Raw genomic sequence first — 20,012 nt, 5'->3', positions numbered from 1 at the left:
GGTATTAATACTTTCGTAAAAACCGTTACAAGTCTGGCGAGGTCCTTGCAAAAGCCCCATTACCCCTTCACGACTTCGAGGCGGCTGGTGATGGACAGAACGGCACGGTACCCCTTCAAATGGTTCGACCTCCTGACGCATGTAAGCGTCCTTCTGACAATGACGCTGGGCGCAGCGACTCTACGTGCCAGCTCGATCGACGATGAGCGACAGCCCGAACCGTCCGACCCCTCGGCTTACTACGACGAACCGGCTGACAAAGCAGCCGCCCTGAACGCCATTTTGACCATGCCTGAGGCCAACAAAGATTCCTTCGATTTGCCCGGTGGCGTCAAAGGCAGTCGAGACGACACGCGTAAGGAAAACATCCTGCCGCCGGCGGTGCAGACCAGTTTCAACTACCCCACCAATGGCAAGCCGAGCCCGCTGTATGGTGCTCAGCCGTTCACTCAGCAGCTGGTGTTGTTCGAAGAGTTCGGCCCGGAAAAACTCGACCCCACCACACCGGCGGCGCCGTTGGGGTTCCCACCGGCAGCCATCGGCCCGTTGCCACAGCAGGACCCCACCAGTGCGGCCCGCAGTGCACCGCCCAGCGCTGCTCTGGATGCGTTTTTGCGCCAACCGGGGCTGACGCCGTTCCCCAGCCAGTACTCCAACGTGGTCGACCGTAACCCGTGGCAAGCGCAAATCGAATTTTTCCTCAACCGCCGTATCGGCTCGTCGGCTGAAGGCCGTCCGCCAGGAAAAGGCTGGTCGCACCAGCGCTGGAACGAGTTTTACCCGCAAATGGCCTACAAGACCGTGCAAACCGGCGCACGGTTGAATACCGGTTGGCGTGATAGTCGTCAGATGCACGGCTATGCCTTGGGTGAATTTGGCCCAGGCGGCCTCTATCACAACGTGGCTGGCGTACCGGCGACCGATGGCACCGCCAAGGGCGTCGATCCGCGTTTCCACCCGAAAATGCCGGTGCAAAATCACAACTCGGTCTGGACCTTCGACGGCACCCTGCCGCCCAAATTGCTCATGGTGCGTTATGGGCAACCGGTGTTGATGCGCCATTACAACGGTTTGCCGATCGACCCGTCGGCGAACATGGGGTTTGGCTTGCACACCATCACCACCCACGAACACAACGGCCACGTGCCGGCGGAAAGCGACGGTTTTGCCAACGCGTTTTTCTTCCCCGGGCAGTTTTACGACTATCGCTGGCCGATCCAGTTGGCCGGCTACGACAGCATCAACACCAAGGCTGAAGACCCGCGTGCAGCATTTCCGTGCTCGCCGGGCGAAACCCTGTGGACCAACGACCTCACCCCCAGCCGCAAGACCTGCGACAACGGCACGATCAAGATCCGCGGCGACTGGCGCGAAACCATGAGCACCCATTGGTTTCACGACCACATGCTCGATTTCACCGCGCAGAACGTCTACAAAGGCAACGCGGCGATGATGAATTACTACAGCGCCCTGGACCGCGGCAATGAATCGGTGAATGACGGCGTCAACCTGCGTTTCCCCAGCGGCAGCGCCTTGCCGTGGGGTAACCGCGACTACGACGTCAACCTGATGTTTGCCGACAAGGCGTGGGATAAGAACGGTCAACTGTGGTTCAACCCCTTCAACACTGACGGCTTCCTTGGTGACCAGGTGCTGGTCAACTGGAAGTGGAAACCGACCCTGGATGTGCGCGCCCGCAACTATCGGTTCCGCATGCTCAATGGCTCAGTGTCGCGCTACTTTAAACTGGCGCTCGTGCGCGAGATCAAGGGCACCAGTGGCGAGTTCCAAGGGCCTGCCGGGTCGGGCGTGTCGTATGCCCGCGTGCCGTTCCACATGATTGCCAACGACGGCAATATCATGGAACACAGCGTGCCGTTCGACGGCAGCATGGACCTGGATGCTGACGGTGATAAACAGAACCACAACGCGATCCTGCCAACCATGGGCATCGCCGAGCGTTTCGACATCATCGTTAACTTCTCGAAAAACGGGATCAAACCGGGCGACAAGCTGTTCTTCGTCAACCTGCTGGTGCACGAAAACGGCAAGGGCCCGCAAGAACCCGTCTCCCTGGCTGACGTGCTGTCCGAAAAGTACAAGGCGATCCTCAAGCAAACCAGCAAGGGACCCATGTGGGACGGGGGCGACCCGGCAGTGGGCAAGGTCTTGCAATTGAACGTCAAGGCCTACACCGGTCAGGACCTGGCCATGGATCCGGCAGCGTACGAACCGGCCAAACCGGGCAAGGCTGAAGGCCTGGTGATGATTCCGTTGAAGATCCATCGCGACAACGCCGCTGACAAGGCGCTGCTGGCCAAAGCCCGTCACCGCACCTTCACCTTCGGCCGTTCCGACGGCACCGATGAAGCTCCGTGGACAGTCAAGACCGATGGCGGCTTCGGCTTCCACATGGACCCTCGTCGTCTAAATGCGGCAACCCAGTTGAAAAACGGCCCTACCGATGCCGGCACGGCCGGGTTCGGCACCCTGGAAGTGTGGAACATCAAGCTCGGCGGTTCCGGCTGGAGCCACCCGGTGCATGTGCACTTCGAGGAGGGGATCATTCTCAGTCGCGGCGGCAAGGCACCACCGGAATGGGAAAAATGGGCACGCAAGGACGTGTACCGCATCGGCTCGGAAAAAGACGGCCTGGACAACGTCGAGATGGCGATCAACTTTCGCGAATTCGCCGGGACGTACATGGAGCACTGTCACAACACTCAACATGAGGACAACTCCATGCTGCTGCGCTGGGACATTGAAAAACCCGGGCAATTCCAGCTGATGCCGACACCACTGCCCAGCTGGGATGGCGTGCGCTACGTGAACTCCGCCGCGCTGCCAACCTTCCGCACCGGTGATGGCTTCGGCCCCAAAGCGGTGGTGACACCATGATCCGCGGGGGAGCCGACATGAAAATGCATACGTCGCGCTCCCGCGCCCTGGGCATGCACCTGATATTGATGCTGGTCACCTGCCTTCTGGCCAGTCAGGTACTGGTGGCCCATGAAGGGGCACTGTCGCCGCCAGAGTCGGCGACACCCTGGGGCGGCGATTACTTCCCCAACACCTTGCTGACCGATCAGGACGGTCGACAGGTGCGTTTTTTCGATGACCTGATCAAGGGCAAAGTGGTGGTGATCAACTTCATCTTCACCACGTGCAGCGACTCCTGTCCGCTGGAAACCGCGCGCCTGCGCCAGGTGCAACAATTGCTGGGCGACCGGGTCGGGCAGGACATTTTTTTCTACTCGATCAGCATCGACCCGTTGAGCGACACACCGCAAGTGCTTAAAGCCTACGTGCAGCGTTTCAAGGTCGGACCGGGCTGGCAATTTCTCACCGGGGAATTCGAGGCCGTCACTGACCTGCGCAAAAAACTCGGGCTGTTCATCGAAGGCGTCGACAACGGCCGCAGCAAGGATCACAACCTGAGCCTGATCGTCGGCAACCAGACGACAGGCCGTTGGATGAAAGCTTCACCTTTCGAAAATCCGTGGATCCTGGCCGATCAATTGGCCAACACGCTGCAGAACTGGAAGCAGCCCAGCATTGAAGAAAGTTACGCGAATGCGCCCGAGATTCGTCCGCCGAGCAATGGTGAAGAACTGTTCCGCACCCGTTGCGCGTCGTGCCACAGCTTGGGTCCGATGGACGGGCAGGGCATCGGCATGCGCAGCATCGGCCCGGACCTGATCGGCGTCACTCGCCAGCGTGATCCGGCATGGCTGAGTCGCTGGATTCGCGAGCCGGACCGCATGCTGGCGGAAAAAGACCCGATCGCGATGGAACTGTTTGAACGTTTCGACAAAATCCCCATGCCCAACCTGCGTCTGGATGAGAACGCTGCGCAGTCGATTATGGGATTTTTGCAAGGAGAAACCGATCGTCAGCAACCGCTACAGGCAGCGCAAACGCAATAGCGGCGAAATACTATCATTGGCGCCGTCTGTCTCGATCAATGCCACCTACACTGATCGGAAACACGGCTGAAAGGCTTGATGCAAGGCATCCGGGAAGGTCCTATGCAGATATCAGGACAACAAAAAATACCTGCGCCGGTTACGTCGGCAGCAGTAGGCAAGGGCTGGCGAGGACAGTTCAATTTGCTGCGCTGGTTTTCCCTGGGCAGCTTTTTCATCATCGCCGCCGTGGCGCTGGGGTTGGGCTACGTTTCCACGCGTTTCGTCGTCGATGAGAGCATCGAGCGTGATTCCATGCTGACGGCGCAGTTCATTCAGGTCATTGGTGATGCGGAAATTCGCCATGCCGGCATCACCCAGAAAAGAACAATGGGCGAAATGCTCGATCCGCGCGATGACAATGCCTATCCTGACGTAGATCCGGGGGCCCGTGCCGCTGCCCGCATAGAGTTTCTCGATCATGTCGAACACCTGCCGGACACGCTGTTGGCGGTGGTGTACGCCCTGGATCGCACCGTGGTCTGGTCGACCAATCCGAAAATGATTGGCATGCGCGTCGAAGGTGATGAGGAACTGGACGAGTCCTTCGAAATGAAGGAACCCGTGTCCACCAGCTACCACGAAATCGATGAGGAACGTCCCGAGCAGCAACTGCTGCGTGAGCCTGAATTTCTGTTCATCGAGAACTACATCCCGATGTTCAATGCCGACAAGAGCAAAGTGATCGCCATGGTGGAGATCTACAAAGAACCCGTGGACCTGGTGGAACGTATCCAGCGCGGCTTCAAGTTGATCTGGCTGGCAACCGTACTCGGGGGTCTGGCCATCTACCTCGGGCTATTCTGGATTGTGCGGCGTGCGGCAATGCTGCTGCAGAGCCAGCAAAAACAACTGATCAACAATGAGACCTTTGTGGCGCTGGGGGAAATGTCCTCGGCGGTGGCTCACAGCTTGCGTAATCCGTTGGCAAATATTCGTTCCAGCGCCGAACTGGCTCAGGAAATTGCCAGCCAGAACGCGCAGAAAAATATCGGCGACATCATCAGTCAGGTCGATCGCATGTCGCGCTGGGTTCGGGAGTTGCTGGTGTCATTGCGACCCATGAACGACGACTACGAAACGGTAGACCTGGTGCTGGTCATCGACGACACGCTGAGTGCGTTCGACGCGCTGATTAAACGCTCCAACGTCGAGGTGCGTTTCACGCCTCGCAGTTGTCCGCCGGTCGTCAGCCAACAGGTGCTGCTCACGCAAATTCTTAATAGCCTGTTTTCCAATGCCCTGGAAGCCATGCCCAAGGGCGGCGTGCTGAGTATCGATGTCGAAACGCCGCAGCCCGGGATGGTGCGCATGACCCTGAGCGATACCGGCAAAGGCATGACCCAACAGCAGCAACAAATGGCCTTCAAGCCGTTTTTCACCACCAAACAAGGAGGGTTGGGCGTGGGCCTGGCCCTGGTCAAAAGAATAATGGAGCGTTTCGAAGGCTCGGTCGAACTGACCAGCCGCGAGCAGGAAGGAACCCGCGTCTGTCTCAATTTTAAAGTGGCAACGGGAGGGGCATATGGAGCACAGCATTCTGCTGGTCGAGGATGACGAACTCCTCGCCGAGAATATTCAGACCTACCTGGAACGCAAAGACTTCGAGGTGACGGTCTGCCACTCGGCTGAGGATGCACTGGAGCAATTAAGCACTTTCGTCCCTGATGTGGTGCTGACCGATAACTCGCTGCCGGGCATGAGCGGTCACGACCTGATCCAGAAGCTGCGCATCAGCGCGCCGGATTTGAAGGTGATCATGATGACCGGTTACGGCAACGTCGAAGACGCGGTGGTGGCGATGAAAGAGGGCGCTTTCCATTACGTCACCAAACCGGTGGCCTTGCCGGAGCTCAAGTTGCTGCTGGACAAGGCCCTGGCCACCGACCGAATGGAACGCACGCTGTCGTTCTATCAGGAGCGCGAAGCGCAGAAGTCAGGGGTGCAGGCATTGATTGGCGAATCGGCTCCGATGCAGTACCTGAAAAGCACCATTGGCCAGTTACTCGACGCCGAACGACGCATGGCCAATACCGATCTGCCGCCGGTGTTGGTGGAAGGCGAGACCGGTACCGGCAAGGAACTGGTGGCCCGGGCGCTGCACTTCGATGGCCCGCGTGCCAAAGGCCCGTTCATCGAATTCAACTGCGCCTCGATTCCGTCCAACCTGGTGGAGTCGGAACTGTTCGGCCACGAGAAGGGCGCCTTCACCGACGCCAAGGATCGCCGCGTCGGGCTGGTGGAAGCGGCCGATGGCGGAACGCTGTTTCTCGATGAAGTCGGCGAGATGGACCTGTTGCTACAGGCCAAACTGCTGAAGCTGCTGGAGGACCGGACCATCCGCCGGGTTGGCTCGGTGAAGGAGCGCAAGGTCGATTTGCGGGTGATCAGCGCCACCAACTGCAACCTCGAACAAATGGTCCAGCAGGGCAAGTTCCGCCGCGACCTGTTCTTCCGTTTGCGGATCATCTCGATCAAGGTGCCGCGCCTGTATGCCCGTGGCGAAGACATTCTGTTGCTGGCCCGGTATTTCCTGGCGATCCACGGCAAACGTTATGGCAAGCCGCACCTGCATTTCAGCGACCAGGCCGAAGCGTTGATGCTCAGTTACAGCTGGCCGGGCAATGTGCGCGAGTTGCGCAATATGCTTGAGCAAACCGTGCTGCTGGCCCAGAGCGACACCATCGCCGCCCATCAGTTGAATGTGTGCCTGAGCCTGGTCGATGAGCCGCTGGTGTTTCAGCAAGAGCCGCAATACAGCGAGCCGCGTCCGGTCTACAACGGCACCGAGTCCATGAACCTGCCGGAAGTGGAGCGCGACATGGTGCGCAAGATGCTCGACAAGACCGACTGGAACGTCACCAAATCCGCACGGCTGCTGGGCCTGAGCCGCGACATGCTGCGTTACCGGATCGAAAAACTCGGCCTCGCGCGCCCGGACAGACGCCAGTGGTAAGCCTATTGCATCAATGGCCCCTGACGGCTGAGGCACGCGAGCAGGCACGTGGGGTCGAGGACTTCTTCGTTCACATAGACACCGCGTTCCTGATCGTAAGAGCGGATGAATACGCGAACAGTGGCATCCGCTACCGTCGGCAATCTTGAGTCGTAGAACTCATGCTGGCTCGAAATGGGGATGAAATCCTGGGGGGCTGTCGGGATGTACGATCCGGGCGGCACCGTGCTCAGGGACGGAGGCACGGGATGAGCGAAGGGTTGGTCGGCCCCGTAATAGTTGAACTCACTGTTGTAATCGCTAGTGGGGGTCAGGCTGTCGTCCGCGCGAGCACCGGTTGTGGCGGTCAGGCAGAGGGCGAACAGTAGCGTCAAATCGGTTTTTTTCATGGCGACACCTGCGAAATCGGTTTTCCCGCATTTCCCCAAGGTCATTAACTATAGCTGCCGTACGGGGACGCGTTCGCGATGCCCGGATTACAAGATTTCAACAAAGACAGAATGGGGTTTTTCATACCGCTGATCTAGACTCGTGCCGGTCAATCAAGACCCCAGTCTGGAGTGCGCAATGGAAATGCCGTCAAAAGAAAAGGCTATCGCCAGCAACCGTGATGCCTGGAATGATTCCGCCCGACACCACAAAGACACCCCCGAATGGCAGGACCGTTTGACGGCTGTTGGTTATGGGGATTTTTGCTGCCTGGACGACACCCTCCGAGGTTTGCTGGAGCAAGTGGGTGTCGACGGCAAGAACGTCGTCCAATTGGGCTGCAACAACGGGCGCGAAAGTATCTCGCTGTTTGCGTTGGGGGCCCACAGCGTCGTGGGCGTCGACCAGTCCAAGGCCTTCCTCGATCAGGCGCGGGAGCTGGCGTCACGCTCGCCCCATGCGCCTGAGTTCATCGAGGCTGACATTCATCATCTGCCGCTGGAGCTTCACAGCCGTTTCGACGTGGCGCTGATCACCATTGGCGTGTTGAACTGGATGCCGGACATCGCCGCATTCTTGCGCCATGTCGCACAAACCCTCAAGCCCGGTGGTAGCCTGGTGGTGTACGAAACCCACCCTTTCCTGGAAATGTTCGACCCCGAGTCAGCCGATCCGTATCGGCCGGACAGCTCGTACTTTCGCCGTGAACCTTTCGTGCAGGATCAGCCGATCGTCTACGAAGGCAAAGTCGACCAGCCGGCGCCTTCGTCCTACTGGTTCGTCCACACATTGGGCGCCATCTTCACGGGGGCGATCGACGCCGGATTGCAGATCAGTCACTTCAAGGAATATCCGCATTCCAATCGCGAGGAACTTTATGACCGCTATCAGCAGCGGGAGGCGCAGCTGCCGTTGTGTTTTACGTGGGTGGGGGTGAAGCGCTGATCTAATGGGGAAGCGTAGGTGGTATTCGTTTGTTTGAGGTAGTCCCTATTTAGTCAACCTAAATTCGGAGCCTCTCCCCACCGCGTCCGATACACCCCCGATACACCCCCGGTGCGCACCCGAACCAGCGCAAGCATGCGCGGTTGAAGCTCTGCACATCGCTGTAGCCCAATCGATCTGAAATCTCCACCAATTCCAGTTCTGCCCCCTGCAACAGGTCCTCGGCCTGGCAGCAGCGATACTCATCGAGCAGTTCCGAAAAACTCCATCCCAGCGCCTTCAAGCGCCGGGCTGCGGTGCGTTCGAGCAAGTGATGGTTGGCGCAGAACTGCTGCCAATGGGCGCTGGCGAGATCGGCGATCAGATGATCGCTGACTTGCTCCAACAGGGTCGGTTCGCTGTTGCGCCGGGTCTGTTCCAGCAATTCGACCAGCGTCTGTTCCAGTTCATGATTGCCGGGGGTCAGCGCCGCAACGAACAGCTGCGGATCTAGGCGGATCGCATGGTGCGGCTGCGTCCATTGCACTGGCGCACGAAACGCTTGCTCATGATTCTCGGGATCGGCCGTGCGTGCCCAGGACAGACTGACCCCGAGAATCGGATCACGCTCCAGGCCGCTGGCGAGAAACTTGCGGCGCAGCATGCTGCACAGGCTGATGAGGATGTAATCGGTAATCGGCGCGCTGGCTTTCAGGCTGCCATAGTCGAGCAGGCGCAATTCGACACCCTGGTTGTCGCGCACGATTCGGGCCTGGAAATGCCCATTGAAGAACGGGAAGAAACGCTCGAAATAGGCGCAGGCACTTTCCAGCGACGCCGCTACGTCGAACAGGTAAGTCAGGCCGTTGGTGGCGGTCGAGACAAAGCGCCGACCCGCTGCCAGCCCGATCAGCGGGTCACCGGTCTGCTTCAGCGCAAACGCCCAGAAGCGTCGCGACAGAAACAGCGGAATCCGCATGAACGGTGTGCGCAGTTCGAACAGGCTGCGCCGAAACAGCTCTTCGAGGGTTTCCCTGGCAACGCCTCGGGCCAGCAGTTCTTCGATGGCCGGCAGCAAGGTCGGTGCGTAAAACGCGTTGGGCAATGGCTGATCGCTTTTTGTCATGTAGGGCTCACAGCTTGTGTCCGGACACTGGTTAGGCTGCGCGACGTTAAGCGATTTTCCGGAGCAAGACCATGCTTGATTTACGCCAGCTCGATCTGAACCTGCTACTCGCCTTCGATGCCATTTACCAGCAGCGTAGTGTCACCCGTGCCGCCGAGGTGATGTGCCTGTCCCAACCGGCCATGAGCAACGCGCTGCGACGCCTGCGCGAATTGTGCGGTGATCCGTTGTTCATCAAAAGCCGTCTGGGTGTGACGCCGACGTTGGTGGCGCATCGTCTGGCGGACTATGTGCGCGCGGCTCTGGAATCGTTGCGCGACGGCTTGCGGATGATTCCGGCGGCCCGCCAGAACAACCCGTTGCTGCGTGTCAGTTGCCTTGACTGCCTGCAACCGGTGCTGCTGGATGCATTACTCGAAGCGCCCCACGCCGACTGGCAGGTGCGCTACTTCCAGCCACGTCGTCGCGATGCCTTGCAGGAATTGGCGAGCGGCAAACTGGACATCCTGGTCGACCTTGACCAGCCCTTGGCCGGGCTCGCCGGTCTGCACAAGCAGGTGTTGCCCGCTGATCATTACGTGTTCGCCTATGGCGCCGCGCTCAAGGAACCGCCGCGAACCCTGCAAGCCTATCTGGAACTGCCGCAGATTCAGATCTCGAGCCGTCGCGACGGGCTCAGCCCGGTGGATTTGCACCTCGGTCTCAAAGGCCTGCGGCGGACACTGGCGGTGAATACGCAAAGCACGCTGGCGGCAAAGCTGATTGCCGATCGACAGCCGTTCGGCATGAGCCTGCCGAGCCGGGTCGCCGGTGTGCTGGGTTTGCAGCAAGTGCCGCTGCCGCTGGACGAACCGGTGGAGCTGAAACTGGCGCTGTACATCGAATCCCGTTACCGCTTCGAACGCAGTCGCGAGGAAGCGATGCATTGCCTGTTGCGTGCCTTGGGAGAACCACGGGCGCTGCAGGCCTTCGCCCGACGCGCGTAGATACCGTCTTGAACCTCACCGAGCAAGATCAAGAGATCGCAGCCTGCGGCAGCTCCAGTGACTCCTGATTTGCCGCGAGCAAACGTTGGTCCACCGCCAGAATCGCATCGACCATCGCCAGGGCTGCCGGTGTCAGCGAGTACCCGGAGCGGCTGACGATGCCGTAATGCAGCTGCAAACCGGGATCGTCGCGGGGCACGTCGACAAAATCCAGCAGACGGATGAGTCCTTGTTCAGCCATTTCAGCGAGGGCTTCCATGGTCGCAATACCGACCGCATTGGAACGCATCACCACGCGGCGGATCGCATCGAATTGCGCGCATTCGACACTCGGGTTGAAGTCCGGCTCACCCAGCACGTCGGCGAGGATCTTGCGGATCATCGGCGGAATCCGCGTGCCGACCACGGCGTAGTCGAGCAGCGCGCGAAGGGGCAATTTTTCACGCGTCGCCAACGGGTGGTCGATGCGGCAGAAGAACCGTCCACGTCGCGATCGCAGCAGTTGCACCTGATACTGCGGATCGCCGGTGAAGTAACGCGCATCCGCTACCAGGAATTCGATTTGTTGCTCCCGCAGCCACAGCGCCAGTTGTTCCCAATCGCCCAAGTGAAAGCGGGTGCGAATCGCCGGATGCGCCTGGATAAATTCCGCCAGCGCTTCCGGCACCAACAGTTGCGCGGGGTAAGGGCCGCTGCCGAAATGCAACTCGCCGCCGGTGAGGCCGTTGTATTGGGTCAATTCGTTGTGCAGCGCCTGACTGCCGGCGAGCAAACGCCGGGCATGCTGCACCACCAGTTCGCCTTGCCCTGTGAGGCGGAACTCGCGGCTGCTGCGTTCCACCAGCGCGCAATCGAGACCCCGTTCGAGGGTCTGGATGCTGCGACTGAAAGCCGGTTGGCTAAGATTGGTCGCCTCGGCGGCACGGCCGAAGCTGCGGTAATCGGCCAAAGCCACCAAGTGGCGAAGCTGGCGTAAATCCATCATGCGTCTCCTGCATTCTGCAGATACTTTTAATGCATTTGATCGATATCACAGGGACTGGCATAAGTACAACCCTGTCTTTTCGCCGTAGCCTGCCATGCCCAGTCATCCATTCGCTTCCAGCGCTTTCACCCGCACCATTCTCAGCCATGCGCAACAGTCCGGCCTGTGCCAGGACCAGCTGTTACAGCGCGCGGGCATCAGCCTGTCGTGGCTGGATGGCCAAGGGCAGCACATTCCTGCGCACCTGGTCGAACAGCTATGGAGCGAATGCGAAAGTGCCGGCGCCGGGGCCACATTCGGCTGTGACCTGGTCAACGGGATGGCGACTACTTGTCTGCAAGGTTTGAACATCCTGCTGGACTCCGCCGCGACGTTACGCGCCAGTCTGGCGTGCTTTGTCGAGTTCCTGCCGCGGGTGACCAACTACGTATTGGCTGAGTTGGAGGAGGGCGACGGACAGGCTCGCCTCCACCTGAAAGCTGCCCACGAGCAGCCGCATTTTTTCGGGCTGGACGCGGCGACGTTAAGTCTGGTGCGCAACATCGCCCGGCGGGTCGGGCGAGCACCGGGGGATGTGTTCGTCGGTGTCAGCCTGACGCCGCAACAAGCGGCCGGACAATGGTTGCGCAGGGTCGGCATCGAGGTCGAAGAGGGTGCGCATCCTTGCCTGAAATTGCCACTGGCGAGTCTTGATGAGCCGTTGCTTGGGGCTAATCCGTTTTTGCATCAGAGCATGCTTCGGCATTGGCAGATCGAGGTTGGGCAACACTTGCGCAGCGATAGTCTGGAGATGGCGCGGCATTGGCTGACGGCGGGGGATCAGCCGATTGAACGGATTGCGGAGCGGCTTGGGTATCGACAGCCGAGCAACTTTATTCGGGCGTTTCGTAAGCAGTTTGGGATTACGCCGAAGCAGTTTCGGTTGGGGGTGTAGGGCGCGTTTTGATTGGGGGTTTATCCGTTTTTTGGTGATGGCTGATATTGGCCGTAAGGGCGGAATCATAAGTAGCCATCACCAAAAAAGGGAGTGTCATAAATTTTGTGTTCGGGCATAACATGTTGCAGAGGTGCATGTATGCCGATCAAGAAAAAACCGGCCCGTGAGGCCACGCGAGACCTTCCAGCCATTCCAAAAGAGCTGATTGATCAGTTCGTCAGCGGCCCAATGAGCGCGGAAGCCATTCAGGACGCTTCGATGGCGTTCAAAAAAGCGCTGATCGAGCGAGCCCTTGGTGCCGAGCTCGGCCACCACCTTGGCTATCCTCAGGGCGCGGAGCGCCCTGAGGATTCGAGCAACCAGCGCAACGGTAAAAGCGGCAAGACCGTGCTCACCGATGACGGTCCGCTGCGCCTGGACATCCCCAGAGACCGGGATGGCAGCTTCGCTCCTATCCTGATCCCCAAGCACGAGCGCCGTTTTACAGGCTTCGATGACAAGATCATTGCCATGTATGCCCGTGGCATGAGCGTTCGCGAGATTCGTGCATTTCTCTCGGAGCAATACGGGACAGACGTCTCCCATGACTTCATCAGCTCCGTCACCGATGCTGTCCTGGAAGAAGTCAGTGCCTGGCAGCAGCGGCCACTAGAGCCGATGTACCCGGTCATTTTCTTCGATGCTCTGCGGGTCAAAATCCGTGACGAAGGGGTGGTTCGCAATAAGGCAATCTATTTGGCCCTGGGCGTATTACCGGACGGCACCCGAGATATTTTGGGCATCTGGATTGAGAGCACTGAGGGCGCCAAGTTCTGGATGAAGGTCTTCAATGACCTCAAGACCCGAGGCGTCGAAGACGTTTTGATTGCTGTAACTGACGGACTTAAAGGCATGCCAGAAACCTTGAATGCGGTATTTCCTCAGACGACGTTGCAGACCTGTATCGTCCACTTGATCCGTAACAGTCTTGATTACGCGGCGTGGGACAAGCGTCGCGAACTGGCCAAAGCCCTGAAGCCGATCTATCAAGCGCTCAACGCTGAAGTTGCCGAGCAAGCTCTAGATGCGTTCGAAGCTGGACCTTGGGGCAAGCAATATCCGACGGTGGTTGCCGCCTGGAGACGTGCCTGGGACCGAGTCATCCCGTTTTTCGTCTTCCCGCCAGCCATACGAAAAGTGATCTACACCACTAACGCCATCGAGAGCATCAATGCTCAGTTGCGCAAGATCATCAAGACAAGAGGTCACTTTCCAACCGACGATGCAGCGACGAAATTGATCTGGCTGGCACTGCAAAATATCACTGCTAATTGGGGCAGTGCGGCCCATGATTGGAAGAGCGCCATGAATCAATTTGCGATCTTGTACGGAGATCGATTCATCAGGCCGAGCTGTTGAAAAGAAGGCCTGCCTGACGGCAGGCCCTTACCGGCCCGCACACAAAAAATCTGACACTCTCCCAAAAAACGGATATGTACCCAACCCCAGCACCCCGGCAACAACAACCCCATCCTACTGATGATCATTTTTTGTCACCCATCGCTTGCGTGTCCCAGCCAAACATAAGCCACCGTGTCCGCGCTGAGTAATCCTGACCGGAGCCTAATAATGATAAGAAAAAGCTCGGCCACAGCCGAAGTCCATCCACGACTTCACCGGCTTGGCCACCCCCGCCCGCAACCCCTTGCGCTGGCGATTCTTGCTGTCCTGACAACACCCAGTTATGCCACCAGTTTCGACATCAACGAAGACTGGAGCCTGTCGACCAAAACCACCCTGACCCTGGGCAGCAGCTGGTCGACGCAAAACCCCGACAAAAGCCTGATGACTCGCGCCAACGCCCTGCAAGCCCAAGGTGTGAGGGCCAATGGCACCAGCGTCAGCGCCGACGACAATCGACTGAACTTCGAAAAGGGCGACCCCATCTCGCAGAACTTCAAGGGCCTCACCGATTTCAGTCTCGATGGCCAGGGCCAGGGCGCGTTCATCCGCTTCAAATACTGGTACGACCACGCCTACGAAACTCGCGACGGCCGCTTCAAGGATTTCGACGATTCGGGCTGGGACGACCTGTCGAAGTTCAAGGGCTTCCAGACGCTCGACGCCTATGTTTGGAAAGACTTCCAAGTGGCCGGGCACCCGTTGACTGTAAAGGTCGGCAATCAAGTGTTGTCCTGGGGCGAGTCGCTGTTGATCCAGAACGGCATCAACGTGATCAACCCGCTGGACGTCTCGGCGTTCAACCGCCCCGGTGTGGAAATCAAGGAAGGTCAGTTGCCGGTGGAGATGGTTTCGTTCAGCTTCGGGCTTTCGGACACAACCAACCTTGAAGGCTTCTACCAATACAACTGGCGCCCTAGCGTGCTCGACGGTTGCGGCACCTTCTTCGCCAGCAGTGATGCGATCCAGAAAGGTTGCGGGCCGTTGTATCTCGGCCAGGTACAGACCGATCAACAGATGCAGGCCTCCGGGTTGTACGCCACGTCCCGTGGCAACGAATCGCCGTCCGACAACGGGCAGTTCGGCTTCGCCTTGCGCCAGATGATCCCGGCGCTGAACGATGCCGAAGCGGCGATCTACTTCATCAACTATCACTCGCGGCTGCCGTACTTCACCCTCGACGCAAAAAACACCAGCGTGCGCGGGACGTTCCCCGGGCGTGTTCAGGCGCCAAGCTACGCGGCAGCGTTTCCGGAAAATATCCGTCTGTATGGCATCAGCCTCAATGGTGTCGAGCCGAACAGCGGCATCTCCCTGGCCGGTGAGCTGAGCTATCGACCGAACATGCCAGTGGCGATCAACGCGCCGGACATCAACGTCGCGGTGATTTCCGGGGCTCCCGGCAGTTCCTGGGTCCAGTTGCCGGCCGGCTTCAACATCAATCGCGGTAACCGTTATGACGGTTGGGAGCGCAAGGGCGTCTGGCAAATGACCGGTTCGGCGACCCAGGCCTTCGATAACGTGTTGGGCGCCACCCGCCTGAGCCTGTTCGGCGAGGCCGGCGCCGTGCACATCGAAGACATCGGCGACGAGCGCCTGGGTCGTAACGCCGCGTTCGGGCGTAGTGCGCCGCGCAATGGCACCGCCTGCAACACCGTGGCGTCCGGTGTCACCAACCAGTACTGCACCGACAAGGGCTTCGCCACCGACTGGTCGTGGGGCTATCGCCTTCGCGCGAGCCTGGAGTACAGCGACGTGCTGCCCGGCATCAACCTGATTCCGGCCATCAACTGGCGGCATGACGTCTCCGGTTATTCCTACGATCCGCAAGGCCCGTTCCAGGAAGGCCAGCAAGCCCTCGGCGTGAGCCTGACCGGGACCTACTTCAACGATTACAGCGTGGAACTGGCCTACAACGCGTTCTTCGGTTCCAACGACTACAGCACCCTCGACGACCGCGATTTCGCCTCCGTCAGCTTCAAGGCAGATTTCTAAGGAGAATCTCTATGCGTATGCAATTGTGCGTGCTGGCGCTCGCCTGCACCGTCGGCCTGGCCCAGGCCAAAGGCACTGACTCGGCCGCTCTCGGCAAAACCCTGACGCCGATGGGTTCGGAAATGGCCGCCAATGCCGATGGCAGTATTCCGGCCTGGTCCGGTGGCCTGGCGAGCAACGCCGGCACCGTCGACAGCAAGGGCGGTTACAGCGACCCGTATGCGGCGGAAAAACCGCTGTTCACCATCGATTCGAAGAACGTGGCGCAGTATCAGAAGTTTCTCAGCCCAGGTCAGGTCGCGTTGTTCAAACGTTTTCCCGACAGCTACAAGATGAACATTTACCCAACGCATCGCAGCGCCAATCTGCCCAAGGATGTGTTGGCGCAAAGCCGTGACAACGTCGCCAAAACCAGCATGGCCGATGGCGGCAACGGTTTGCATGACTACGCGCGGGGCATTCCGTTTCCACTGCCCACCGAAGGTCTGGAGGTGATGTGGAACCACATGACACGTTATCGCGGCGGCAGTTACGAACGCATCAGCAGCTCGGCGCTGGTCCGGGAAAACGGTGCGACCAGCTACGTGCGCAACCAGTCGCTGATCAACTTTGCCGACACCGTGGGTGGGCTGGAACCGGGCTCCAACATCCTGTTCATGTTCAAGAGCCGGGTGCTGGAACCGGCGCGTCTGTCCGGTGAAGCGGTGCTGGTGCATGAGCCGATTGACCAGGTCTCCGAGCCGCGTTCGGCGTGGCAATACCTGCCGGGCCAGCGTCGGGTTCGCCGCGCGCCAATGATCGCGTACGACAACAGTGCCCGTTACAGCAACGGCCTGATTACCGCCGACAACATCGACGGCTACAACGGTGCGCCGGACCGTTTCGACTGGAAACTGATTGGAAAACAGGAGCTGTACATTCCTTACAACAGCTACAAGATCGGCAGTCACGCGCTCAAGTACGACGAAGTGATCAAGCCCAATCACATCAATCAGGACCTGGCGCATTACGAGAAACATCGGGTGTGGGTGGTGGAAGCGACCCTCAAGCCCAACGCCCGGCACATTTACGCCAAGCGCCGCTTTTACGTGGACGAGGACAGTTGGCAGATTGCTCAGGCGGACCAGTACGACAGTCGTGGCGAACTGTGGCGCAGTGGTGAACTGCATGCGATTCAGCAGTACGACCATGGCTTCACCTACAACGTGCTGGAAACTTCGTATGACCTGATTTCCGGCCGCTATTACGCCGGTGGTTTGGCCAACGAAGAGACCGAACCGATGCGCGTAGGCTTCGCGGCCAAGACGGATGACTACACGCCTTCGGATCTGCGCCGCTGGGCGAAGTAACCGCAAATCCTAAGTTCCCCAACAAATCCAATGTGGGAGCGAGCCTGCTCGCGAAGGCGTCGTGTCATTCAATGATGATGTTGAATGTTAAAGCCTCTTCGCGAGCAGGCTCGCTCGCACAGGGATTCGGATTGGGGTCTGTTTTCGAAATCAGCCAGGAGACCTGTCGTGCGCTACTGGATATCCGCAATGGCTCTGGGCGCAAGCCTGGGCACCGTTCACGCTGCAACCCTCGATCAACCCCAGGCCAAAGCACTGGCGCAAGAGGCTTATGTCTTCGCCTACGCCACCGTCGAGCATGACAAAGTGCTCACCGCCATCGCCGCCAGACTGCCGTTCAACCGGCTCTACAGCGAGCCGCGGTTGCTCGGCCCGCAGGACAATAAAGTTGTGTCGCCGAACAACGACACGTTCTACTCCCGGGCCTTGCTCGATTTGCGCGGCGAGCCCGTCGTTCTGCAAGTGCCGGCCGTGCAAGGGCGCTATTACAGTTTTCAACTGGTGGACATGCGCACCGACAACCTCAATTACATCGGCACCCGCGCCACGGGCAATCAGGCGGGGCGTTACCTGATCGCCGGACCGGACTGGCAGGGCGTGTTGCCGAAGGGGTTCAGCGCCGTGATTCGCTCGCCAAGTCGTCTGGTGTTTCTACTCGGGCGCACCGAGGTAAAGGGCGAAACCGATCAAAAAGATGCGGCGAACGTGCTGATGGGCTACGCCTTGCAACCGCTGTCCCGAGTGATCGGTGACGCCGCGCCCGAGGCGTTGGCACCGCTGCAGTTACCGGCGTATCAGGACACCAAACAAGGGCAGGCGCAGGCGCTGTTCGGCCGCTTCAACGCGCTGGCGCCACTGCATGAATGGACACCGAGCGAGCGCTTGAGACTCGAGCGTTACGCCGCCATTGGTGTGATACCCGGCAAGGCGTTCGCCCCGCCAGCATCATTGAACAAGGCCATTGCCCAAGGCGCTGAAGCCGGCCGCGATCAGGTGCAGACGGCGTCGAGTCAGCTCTCGGTGGAACAGCAGGGCTGGTTTCGCTCACCGAGCAACGTCGGCAAATTCGGCGACGATGACCTGACCCGCGCAGCGGTGGCCTGGCGCTACATCTACGCCAACGATCCGGTGGAAGCCGTGTACCCGATGGCCTTGCATGACGCTGAGGGGCAAACACTGGACGGCACCAAAGCCTATCGCCTGCATTTCCCCGCCGGGCGACTGCCGCCAGTGAACGCCTTCTGGTCGTTGACCCTGTATGACGGCAAAACCCAATTGCTCGCAGCCAATCCGATCCAGCGTTACGCCCTGGGGGATCGCAGCCCCGGCCTGCATTATGACGCTGACGGCGGCTTGACCCTGATCCTGCAAACCGACGCGCCGGCGACCGCGCAGCAAAGCAACTGGCTACCGACGCCGCAAGGTCCGTTCAATCTGCTGCTGCGTTTGTACCTGCCCAAAACCGAGGCGCTGGATGGCGCTTATCAATTGCCGACTATCGCGAGGGTGGAGCCATGAACTTGATTTTCAGTCGTCGATGGGTATTGGGCAGCATGGGTGTATTGGGAGGCAGTCTGATGTTTCCACCATGGTTGTTGGCCGCTGAATCTGACGATGTTCGCGCGATCGCCCAAGAGGCCTGGATCTACGCCTACCCGATGCTCATGCATTACCAGACCCTGGAAAGACAGGTGCTCAACCCCGACGCGACGGAATACGTCGGTGGCTTCAATCGCTTCCGTCACTACAGCGAGCTCTACACCCCGAAAAATCGCGAAGTCGTCACGCCAAACAACGACACACCTTATTCCTGGGCCTGGCTCGACCTGCGCAGCGAACCGCAAATATTGAGTGTGCCGGCGGTGGACGATGACCGTTACTACGTGCACCAATTGGTCGACGAGTACACCCACAACTTCGCGTACGTCGGAGTGCTCAGCACCGGACGCGAAGCGGGGGACTACTTGATTGCCGGTCCTGATTGGCAAGGCCCAACGCCGGCTGGGATCAAAGCCGTGTTGCGCAGCGAAACCGCGATTGTCATGGTGCTCGGGCGGACCGGATTGAAAGACGCCGAAGATCTGCCGGCCGTACGCGCGTTGCAGCAGCAATATCGGTTGCGCGGACTGCATGAATACACCGGTGATCCCGCGCCCTTCGCGGCGCCAGCGCTTGCGTGGCCTGTATGGAACAGCAAGACCGGTTTGGGATTGGATTTTATTGCGATGCTGAACCAGATCCTCACGTTGTGTCCGACTCATCCGTCCGAGGAAGCGATGCGTGCACGGTTCGCGCGAATCGGCATCGTTCCCGGCCAGGGCTTCGACACCGCCACATTGCCGACGGACACGCGCCAGTCGTTGATTGCCGGAGTTCAGGACGCCCAGGCGCAACTGCAAGCCAGCTCCGCAAAGGTGCGCAACACCCTCGGCCTGTTCGGCACGCGCGAGGTGCTGCACGACAACTACCTCAATCGCGCGGTTGCAGCGGCGGTTGGCATCTACGGCAACAGTGTTGAAGAAGCGTTTTACACGGGTAGCCGACTGGACAATCAGGGGCAGCCACTGCAGGGCGGGCGTCGGTATCGACTGCGCTTTGCACCGGGGCAATTACCGCCGGCGAAGGAGTTCTGGTCGTTGACGCTTTACGATTTGCCGGACCGGCAACTGGTGGCCAATTCGATTGATCGTTATTGCCTGAGCAGTCGCGATCGTTTGCAGGTGGATGCGGAGGGAGGCTTGACGCTGGTGATGCAGCCGACGGCGCCGGGAGAACAGAGCAACTGGCTGCCAACGCCGGCAAGTGGAGCGTTTACGTTGGTGTTGCGGCTGTATGGGCCAGGGCAGCAGGTGATCGAGCAGCGGTGGCAGATGCCTGGGGTTGAAGTGATTTCTGTGTAATTCCGTCCGACGCCTTCACG

Annotated in this window: 15 protein-coding genes; 12 read left to right on the top strand and 3 right to left on the bottom strand. The window is 59.4% G+C overall.

Annotated elements, in window-relative coordinates; all coding sequences use genetic code 11:
- Positions 1–90 precede the first annotated feature (90 nt).
- The 4 genes from ACYZT0_RS14730 to ACYZT0_RS14715 all read left to right on the top strand — a co-directional run bounded on the left by ACYZT0_RS14730 (position 91) and on the right by ACYZT0_RS14715 (position 6,921).
- On the top strand, positions 91–2,898 hold the full coding sequence (locus tag ACYZT0_RS14730) for a multicopper oxidase domain-containing protein (protein ID WP_462046448.1): 2,808 nt from the start codon (positions 91–93) through the stop codon (positions 2,896–2,898).
- A 17-nt stretch (positions 2,899–2,915) separates the two neighbouring features.
- Complete coding sequence (locus ACYZT0_RS14725) at positions 2,916–3,926, top strand: SCO family protein (protein WP_462046447.1); 1,011 nt, start codon at positions 2,916–2,918, stop codon at positions 3,924–3,926.
- Positions 3,927–4,028: 102 nt separating this feature from the next.
- Complete coding sequence (locus ACYZT0_RS14720) at positions 4,029–5,522, top strand: sensor histidine kinase (RefSeq protein WP_462046446.1); 1,494 nt, start codon at positions 4,029–4,031, stop codon at positions 5,520–5,522.
- Positions 5,491–6,921 carry a sigma-54-dependent transcriptional regulator gene (locus tag ACYZT0_RS14715; protein ID WP_462046445.1) on the top strand — a complete coding sequence of 477 codons (1,431 nt, stop codon included), beginning with the start codon at positions 5,491–5,493 and terminating at the stop codon, positions 6,919–6,921. Before ACYZT0_RS14720 ends, ACYZT0_RS14715 begins: the two co-directional genes overlap by 32 nt.
- A gap of 2 nt (positions 6,922–6,923) precedes the next feature.
- Here the strand turns inward: ACYZT0_RS14715 and ACYZT0_RS14710 are convergent, their stop codons facing one another.
- On the bottom strand, positions 6,924–7,310 hold the full coding sequence (locus ACYZT0_RS14710) for a hypothetical protein (RefSeq protein WP_462046444.1): 387 nt from the start codon (positions 7,308–7,310) through the stop codon (positions 6,924–6,926).
- 178 nt (positions 7,311–7,488) lie between these two features.
- Between ACYZT0_RS14710 and ACYZT0_RS14705 the strand changes: the two genes are divergently transcribed.
- Positions 7,489–8,295, top strand: coding sequence for a class I SAM-dependent methyltransferase (locus tag ACYZT0_RS14705; RefSeq protein WP_462046443.1), 807 nt, complete (start codon positions 7,489–7,491; stop codon positions 8,293–8,295).
- A gap of 58 nt (positions 8,296–8,353) precedes the next feature.
- Here the strand turns inward: ACYZT0_RS14705 and ACYZT0_RS14700 are convergent, their stop codons facing one another.
- Positions 8,354–9,400, bottom strand: a complete 1,047-nt coding sequence (locus ACYZT0_RS14700; RefSeq protein ID WP_462046442.1) for an AraC family transcriptional regulator ligand-binding domain-containing protein — start codon at positions 9,398–9,400, stop codon at positions 8,354–8,356.
- A gap of 71 nt (positions 9,401–9,471) precedes the next feature.
- Between ACYZT0_RS14700 and ACYZT0_RS14695 the strand changes: the two genes are divergently transcribed.
- A complete protein-coding gene (locus tag ACYZT0_RS14695; protein ID WP_462046441.1) occupies positions 9,472–10,386 on the top strand; it encodes a LysR family transcriptional regulator in 915 nt (304 codons plus the stop codon).
- 28 nt (positions 10,387–10,414) lie between these two features.
- Here the strand turns inward: ACYZT0_RS14695 and ACYZT0_RS14690 are convergent, their stop codons facing one another.
- A complete protein-coding gene (locus ACYZT0_RS14690) occupies positions 10,415–11,371 on the bottom strand; it encodes a LysR family transcriptional regulator (RefSeq protein WP_462046440.1) in 957 nt (318 codons plus the stop codon).
- 94 nt (positions 11,372–11,465) lie between these two features.
- Here ACYZT0_RS14690 and ACYZT0_RS14685 point away from each other — a divergent pair, with 94 nt between their 5' ends.
- From ACYZT0_RS14685 to ACYZT0_RS14660, 6 genes are all read left to right on the top strand, one after another.
- Entirely contained in the window at positions 11,466–12,305 is an 840-nt protein-coding gene (locus ACYZT0_RS14685) for an AraC family transcriptional regulator (RefSeq protein WP_462046439.1), read from the top strand.
- A 141-nt stretch (positions 12,306–12,446) separates the two neighbouring features.
- On the top strand, positions 12,447–13,706 hold the full coding sequence (locus ACYZT0_RS14680) for an IS256 family transposase (protein WP_462046438.1): 1,260 nt from the start codon (positions 12,447–12,449) through the stop codon (positions 13,704–13,706).
- A gap of 210 nt (positions 13,707–13,916) precedes the next feature.
- Complete coding sequence (locus ACYZT0_RS14675) at positions 13,917–15,743, top strand: DUF1302 domain-containing protein (RefSeq protein WP_462046437.1); 1,827 nt, start codon at positions 13,917–13,919, stop codon at positions 15,741–15,743.
- Positions 15,744–15,754: 11 nt separating this feature from the next.
- On the top strand, positions 15,755–17,092 hold the full coding sequence (locus ACYZT0_RS14670; protein WP_462046436.1) for a DUF1329 domain-containing protein: 1,338 nt from the start codon (positions 15,755–15,757) through the stop codon (positions 17,090–17,092).
- 168 nt (positions 17,093–17,260) lie between these two features.
- The gene (locus ACYZT0_RS14665) at positions 17,261–18,610 is read left to right on the top strand and encodes a DUF1254 domain-containing protein (RefSeq protein WP_462046435.1); all 1,350 of its coding nucleotides are present in this window, start codon (positions 17,261–17,263) and stop codon (positions 18,608–18,610) included.
- On the top strand, positions 18,607–19,992 hold the full coding sequence (locus tag ACYZT0_RS14660; RefSeq protein ID WP_462046434.1) for a DUF1254 domain-containing protein: 1,386 nt from the start codon (positions 18,607–18,609) through the stop codon (positions 19,990–19,992). Before ACYZT0_RS14665 ends, ACYZT0_RS14660 begins: the two co-directional genes overlap by 4 nt.
- The last annotated feature ends 20 nt before the right edge of the window (positions 19,993–20,012 follow it).

It is taken from the genome of Pseudomonas sp. ZS1P83 (assembly GCF_054897825.1).
Note: the sequence above shows the minus strand (reverse complement) of the source record. Positions and strands in the feature narration are given on the sequence as shown.